We start from the raw sequence: 6,681 nt of genomic DNA on the forward strand, positions 1-6,681 counted from the left end.
TCAGGCCTTCTTCGCCGTCTTCTTCGCCGGAGCCTTCTTGGCCGCCTTCTTCGCGACAGCCTTGTTAGCCGCCGCCTTCTTGGCAGGCGCAGCCTTCTTCGCCGGCGCGGTCTTCTTGGCAGCCGCCTTCTTCGCGGGAGCCTTCTTCGCCGCCTTCTTGGCAGGCGCCGGAGCGTCCTCGACCGCAGTGGCTTCGATCACCTCGTCGACCGGACCCGGCTCAGCGACCCGCTCAGCCGCAGCCTCGTGCGCCTCGGCGAGCTCGGACTCGAGCGCCTTCACCCGCCGGGTCAGCGCCGCGACCTCCTCGGAGCGGACGAACCCGAGCCGCGCAACCGCGCCCTCGACCTCGTTCGACACGATCGCCTGCAGCAGCTGACGGTTGCTCTTGCTGGTGGCAACGATCTCGTCGGCCAGGTCACTCGCCCTGGTCGTCAGCGCGTCCGCCCCGGTCTGCTGCAGCAGCGCCTTCGCAGCGGCCTGGGCCTTCTGCTTGGTGACCTCGGTCAACCCGTTCGCCAGTTGTACGTAGCCGCGCAGTGCGTCCATCACCATGACTGCCTCCTCGCATCGTTCCCAGCAACGGTATCGCCTCCCCGCCCCAACACCACCCCGCCCACCCCGCAACCCCCATCCCCACACGAACGGATATCCCCCGGCGTTGTGGGTTCTCCCCTGGCATACGAGCAGAGAACCCCCAACCCGAAGGGATATCCCCTCAAGTTGTGAGCGGCGGGTGTGCCGCGGGGCTACTGGTCGAGGCCGATGCGGTGGAGGGCGGCGTCCAGGGTGATGGTGTCGGCGGTCGGCGCGGGCTTGGGGCGGGGCCGGCGGCCGCGGGCGGTGGCCTTGGCCGGCTTCGCCGGTTCGGCAGGAGCGTCGACCGCGGCCCAGACCGCGGACAGGATCGCGCGCAATCCGTCGTACGGCGCTCCCTCGCCCTTCACCGTGACCGCGTTGTTCACGACCTCGGCGGTCCACCCGGCCGACGTGTGCTTCGAGCCGTTGACAGTCACCCCGGGCTGCTTCTCAGCCAGCGCACCGAGATCAGCGGCGATGTACGTCGGACGCTGGTTCTTCGGCGCCCGCGCCAGGTCGTACGCGTCGTTGACGCCGGTCGCGACCCACAGGCTCGGGATCCCGACCGCGTTCGCACCCTCGATGTCGGAGTCCAGCCGGTCCCCGATCATCAACGGGCGCTTGGCTTCCAGCCGTTCGATGCTCGTCTCCAGCAGCGGCGGCTCGGGCTTCCCGGCAACGACGGGGTCCACGTCGACCGCGGCCCGGACCGCCTGCACCAGCGTGCCGTTCCCCGGCGCCTTGCCGGCCGCGGTGGGGATTGTCAGGTCGAGGTTGGTCGCGAACCACTTCGCGCCCTCGTGGATCGCGTGCGCGCCGTCGGCGAGCATCACCCAGTTCACGTCCGGGTGGAAGCCTTGGACGACGGCGACCGGCTGCGCGTCGCTGGTCCGCACCGGCGTCAGCCCGTACTCCTCGAGCGCGACGATCAGCCCTTCGCCGCCGACCACGAGCACCGGAGACCCCTTCGGGAACTCGCTCGCGATCAGCTTCGCCGCCGCCTGCGCCGACGTCACCACGTCCTCGGCGATGACGTCCAGCCCGAACGACGCGAGATGCTCGGCAACGACCGCCGCCGGCCGGCTCGCGTTGTTCGTGATGTACCCGATCCGCATGCCTTCCTTGGCGGCCTTGCGCAGGTTCTCCGGCGCGTCCGGGACCGGATCCGGCCCGACGTACACGACGCCGTCGAGGTCCAGCAGCGCCACGTCGTACCGGGTCGCGAGCGGTTCGTCACACGCCGACAGCGGCTCCGGCGCTGTGCGTTCCGCGCTCACGCTTCACCCCGTACGATTCCGCGCATGCTGGATCCTCGGGGGGTGCTGAGACTCGACCCACTGCGTGCCTGGCGGTTCGTCGCGGGCAAGGTCAGCGCGCTCGGCGCCGTGACCTCGCCGCCGTACGACGTGCTGGAACCCGCCATCGTCCGGCGGCTGACTGATTCTGATCTGCACAACATGGTGAGGCTCATCCTTCCACGCGATCCGGACCTCGGCCGCGGCCGGTACGACGAACCCGCTCACCGGCTCGCCGGCTGGCAGCGGGACGGTGTGGTGGTGCAGGACGAGCGGCCCGCGCTGTACGTGTACGAGCAGCGCCTGGGGAGCGCCCTACTGTGCGGACTCGTCGGGTCGCTGCGGCTGGACCCGACGCGGCAAGTGGTGCTTCCGCACGAGGAGGTCATGCCGCACTGGGTGGACGACCGGCTGCAGCTCATGGAGGCGACAGACGCCGACCTGGAGCCGATTCTGCTCGCGTACGCCGACGGTGGCGCAGCAAGTGATGCTGTGGACGCGGCGCGGTCCGGTGAGCCGTGGGTGGAGGCGGAGACGTACAACGGCGCCGAACACCGCATCTGGCGGATCGACGACCCAGAGGTGCTGGAGACCATCGAGCTGGAGCTGGCAAAACACGAGGCGGTCATCGCGGACGGGCACCACCGGTATGCGGCGTACCTGGAGCGTCAGCTGCGCGAACCATACCGGCAGACCGCAGAGGCCGGTCTGGCGATGCTGGTCGACTACATCCGGCACCCGCTGACGCTGGACCCGATCCACCGCGTCGTACCGGGTCTGGACCTGATGACAGTGCAGTCGCGTACGCCGTCCGGCTGGCAGATGCAGCCTGGTCGCGTGACGGGTGACCCGGACCGCATCTCGGTCACGGACGGTTCTAGCTGGCTGACTCTCCACACCGATTCCGAGACGCCCACGGTCGCGCTGCTGCATGAGGTGCTGTTTCCGGCGTGGGGTGTGGTCGAAGAGGACCTGAGCTTCCACCACACGTTCTCGGACGCACTGGCGTTGGCTGGCCCTCAGCAGCTCGCTGTGGAGCTCGCAGCACCCCGGATGGACCAGGTACTGCGTTCAGCCGCGCAAGGCGTCGTACTGCCACAGAAGGCCACCTCGTTCGGCCCAAAGCCGCGGGTGGGGCTGCTGTTCCGGACGCTCTAACTCAGGGACGGTGGTACAGGCTGAGGAACTGCTCGCGGAGGGGCTTGCGAGCGGCCCGGTGGCGCTCTGTGAGCCGTCCGAGGGTGAACGAGAGCTCCGGGTCGTCCTGAGCCGCTGCGTCGACAGCCATGGCAGTCAGAGCGTCAGCCGCAGCGCAGTGGTCCTGGTGCTGCCCCAGAAGCTCTTGGTACGTCGCTGCGTGCGCTGCGGTCGTCCGTGCTTCTTCACCGAGTACGGCGGCACTGGTGTCGGCGGCGTACCGGACTCGCTTCGCCAGCAGCCGTACCTCGTGCCAGTCGTCGTCGGACGTCCAGGGCTTGAGCTTGTCGGCTGCCTGCGTGAACGCCTCGGTGGCGGATGTCAGGAGCTGCGGTAGTACCTCGCCGCAGGGCCGTTCTGCCATGGCGTTGAGGTCGGGGGCTGCCGCGACGGCGTCGATGGTCGTGAGCAGGTCCTTGGTGGACTCTCCCAGGACCACCTCGGCGGAGCGGGCCGCGGCGCGCTCCAGGCCGAGGGTGAGCGTGGTGAGGATCGTGTCGACGTGTTCCTGGTTGTCCTCGCTGTTGGCGGTCTCGCGGACGAGCGCCGCGATCACCTCGAGGTCCCGGGCCTCGCCGCAGGCCTGCGCGAGCGCGGCCAGGTCGACGCGCAGTTCGGTCGCCCAGTCGCCGGCCAGCAGTTTGCGGAACAGCTTCAGATCGCTCCGCAACCGCCGGCAGGACACCCGTACCTGGTGGATCGCGTCGTCCTCGGCGTTCTCCACCATCCCCACAGACTTCTCGAGCCGGCGCGCACCCGTGACCAGGGCGGTCCCTACCAGCACCCCCACCGGCTCATCGCCCGCCAGCGCGCCCACGCCCTACTCCCCGCCGCCCTTGGACTCCCCAACCACCGCAGAACCCTCCACACCCACAACGTCGCCGCCGTCGAGATCCTCGTCGTCGTCGACGTCCACGTCGTCCGAGTCCTCGTCGTCCTCATCGTCCTCGTCGTCCAAGTCGGCGTCGTCCGCCTCATCGGCGTCCACGTCAAGGACGTCGTCCGAGTCCTCGTCGTCCTCATCGTCCTCGTCGTCCAAGTCGGCGTCGTCCGCCTCGTCCGTCTCCACGTCCAGGCCGTCTTCGTCGTCGAGGTTCTCGTCGTCGTCCGCGTCCGTGGCTACGTCGGTGTCCTCGTCCTCGAAGTCCTCGTCGTCGTCGGTCTCGTCGTCGTCGAGGTCGGTGAACTCGAGGCCTTCGAGCTCCGCAGCCCGCTCGGCCGCACCCGTCACACCGTCACCATCAACGCCAGCCGCCCGGTGGAACCAGACGAGCGCGTCATCGGTCCGCCCAGCCTCCGCCAGCGCATCGGCGTACGCGTACCGCAACCGCGGCAACCACTCAGCCCGCGTCCGCTTGGTCAGCTCCGGCACGTCGAGCATCTGGACCGCCGCCGCAGTCTGCCCCTTGTCGCGCCGCGCCCCGGCCGCCACGATCAGCAGCTCGATCTGCGTCGGCTCCGACACATCCTGAACATGCTTGTCCTTGAGCAACGCCAGCGCCTTGTCCGGCCGCCCGAGCGCCCGCTCGCAGTCGGCCATCATCGCGATGACCTCGTGATTACCCGTCATCCGCCGTACAGCACGGAACTCGGTGAGCGCCTCGTCGTAGTGCTCAGCCAGGTACGCCGTGATCGCCACGGCCTCCCGCACACCACCGAGCCGAGCCGCCAACCGCCGCGCAGTGCGGGCGTGCTGGTACGCAAGCTCCGGGTCGTCGTCGAGGAAACGCCCCGATGCCACCAGATGCTGCGCCACCAGATCCGCCAACGTCCGCGGCAAGGACCGAAGCTCAGCCTTCACACCACGATCGAGCTCAGCGCCCGTGATCCCTTCCGGAATCTTCGGATCGTCCCGCCGCGGCCCGACCCTCTCCTCCCGATCCTCCCGCCGAGGCCCACCCCGCCGCTCATCGCGCCGGTCGTCCCGTCGGTCATCCCGCCCGCCGGACCCACGCCGCTCGTCCCGCGGCCCGGACCCGCCACGCTCGTCCCGACCACCAGTACGCCCACGCGCATCCCCAGCCGCCGAACGCCCCCGCGAGTCTCCCCGCTCATCCCGCCGGAACGCACCACGCTCCGCCCGCCCAGGCCCACCAGCCCGAGCAGGCCCACGCCCACGAGCATCTCCCACAGCCCCCCGCCGCGAGTCCCCACCGCCGGCAGCACCACGCTCGTCACGGCTATACCCACCGCGATCATCACGCCCGCCGCCCGCACGCTCATCCCGCCGGAACCCACCACGGTCATCACCACCGCGATCGTCCCGCCGGTATCCACCGCCGCCGGCACCACCACGCTCATCACGCCGGTATCCACCGCCGCCAGCACCACCACGGTCATCTCTGCTGTACCCACCGCCGCCCGCGCCACCGCGGTCGTCCCGGTTGTACCCGCCGCGATCGTCGCGGCCACGCTCATCACGCCCGCCACCCGAACGCTCATCACGCCGGAACGACCCGCGCTCACCACCACGCTCATCCCGACGGGCTCCGCCACGGTCGTCACCACCGCGATCGTCACGCCGGTATCCACCGCCGCCAGCACCACCGCGGTCGTCCCGGTTGTACCCACCGCGGTTGTCACCCGAGCGATCGTCTCGGCGGTATCCACCGCCACCGGCGCCACCACGCTCATCCCGACGGAATCCGCCGCGGTCATCGCCTCCGCGATCGTCACGCCGGTATCCACCGCCGGCACCACCGCGATCGTCCCGGTTATACCCACCGCGATTGTCGCGGCCACGGTCGTCACGGCCGCCGCGGTCGTCTCGGCGAGAGCCGGCTACGCCACGACTCGCATCGGGCCCACGCCCGGAACCCCCGCGATCGTCGCGACGGTACCCACCAGAGCGATCGTCCCGCCCGCCCTGGCCGGACATCTGTCCACCGAAGGGGTCCCGCGCAGACTTGTCATCGCTCCGAGAACCAGCGAACCCCCGCCTGTTCTCGGACGAACTCTCATCCCGATCCCGGTACGACGAACCACCCGAGCCACCCGAACGCCCGCCGGCAATCCCACCCCGCCGACTCGGCGCCCCGCCGCTACGGCCCGCAGAACCTCCGCGACTACCGCCGCCGGCACCGGACCCACCGCGACCTGCACTGGAACCGCCACGACCCGCACCAGATCCGCCACGACCTGCACTGGAACCAGAACCACCAGCTCCAGGGCCAGAACGACCGGTGCCGGAGCCGGACCAACCGGATCCAGAACCCGAACGACCGCCACCCGCTCCAGAGCCTCCACGGCCGGCACCCGAGCCCGAGCGACCTGCTCCAGAGCCCGCGCGACCGGCGCCCGAACCCGAGCGAGGGCCCGAGTTCGATCGACCGGATGAGTTCGAACGACCGGAGTCAGAGCGTCCACCACCGGACCCGCCTGAGCGGCCGCCGCCTCCGGACGAACCGCGGCGGTCCCCTGAACCGGACCGAGGATTGCGAGGTGGCGTAGCCACGGTGGACTCCTAACGATGCTGAAGAGCAGTAATCGGACAAACGTTACCGCGCCCTGCAGCGGAGGTGACGTCCTGGTCGGCGGCCGCCGACCCTCCACAAATGTTAAGGGCCACCCCTGTCAATTAAACACAAAAACAAGCCCACCAGACGTTTAC

Annotated in this window: 6 protein-coding genes; 1 reads left to right on the forward strand and 5 read right to left on the reverse strand. The window is 69.9% G+C overall.

The features are described from left to right. Both ACWF0M_RS23830 and ACWF0M_RS23835 read right to left on the reverse strand, forming a co-directional pair. Positions 1-555, reverse strand: a complete 555-nt coding sequence (locus ACWF0M_RS23830) for a phasin family protein (RefSeq protein WP_452237894.1) — start codon at positions 553-555, stop codon at positions 1-3. 194 nt (positions 556-749) lie between these two features. Next, positions 750-1,856 (reverse strand): HAD-IIA family hydrolase, encoded by a 1,107-nt coding sequence (locus ACWF0M_RS23835; RefSeq protein ID WP_452237895.1) that lies wholly within the window; start codon positions 1,854-1,856, stop codon positions 750-752. 24 nt (positions 1,857-1,880) lie between these two features. Here ACWF0M_RS23835 and ACWF0M_RS23840 point away from each other — a divergent pair, with 24 nt between their 5' ends. After that, complete coding sequence (locus ACWF0M_RS23840; RefSeq protein ID WP_452237896.1) at positions 1,881-3,032, forward strand: DUF1015 family protein; 1,152 nt, start codon at positions 1,881-1,883, stop codon at positions 3,030-3,032. 1 nt (position 3,033) lies between these two features. On the opposite strand, the gene ACWF0M_RS23845 is transcribed toward ACWF0M_RS23840, so the two are convergent. The 3 genes from ACWF0M_RS23845 to ACWF0M_RS23855 are packed head-to-tail and all read right to left on the reverse strand — an operon-like array spanning position 3,034 to position 5,822. Further along, entirely contained in the window at positions 3,034-3,888 is an 855-nt protein-coding gene (locus tag ACWF0M_RS23845) for a CHAD domain-containing protein (RefSeq protein WP_452237897.1), read from the reverse strand. A gap of 3 nt (positions 3,889-3,891) precedes the next feature. Beyond that, entirely contained in the window at positions 3,892-4,872 is a 981-nt protein-coding gene (locus ACWF0M_RS23850; protein ID WP_452237898.1) for a hypothetical protein, read from the reverse strand. Further along, on the reverse strand, positions 4,869-5,822 hold the full coding sequence (locus tag ACWF0M_RS23855) for a hypothetical protein (RefSeq protein ID WP_452237899.1): 954 nt from the start codon (positions 5,820-5,822) through the stop codon (positions 4,869-4,871). Before ACWF0M_RS23855 ends, ACWF0M_RS23850 begins: the two co-directional genes overlap by 4 nt. Positions 5,823-6,681 lie beyond the last annotated feature (859 nt).

The sequence above is a fragment of the Kribbella sp. NPDC055110 genome (genome assembly GCF_053607525.1).

Coding starts and splice junctions, on each gene's coding strand:
- ACWF0M_RS23830 (WP_452237894.1), bottom strand. CDS start 555: ATGGTGATGGACGCACTGCGCGGCTACGTACAACTGGCGAACGGGTTG.
- ACWF0M_RS23840 (WP_452237896.1), top strand. CDS start 1,881: ATGCTGGATCCTCGGGGGGTGCTGAGACTCGACCCACTGCGTGCCTGG.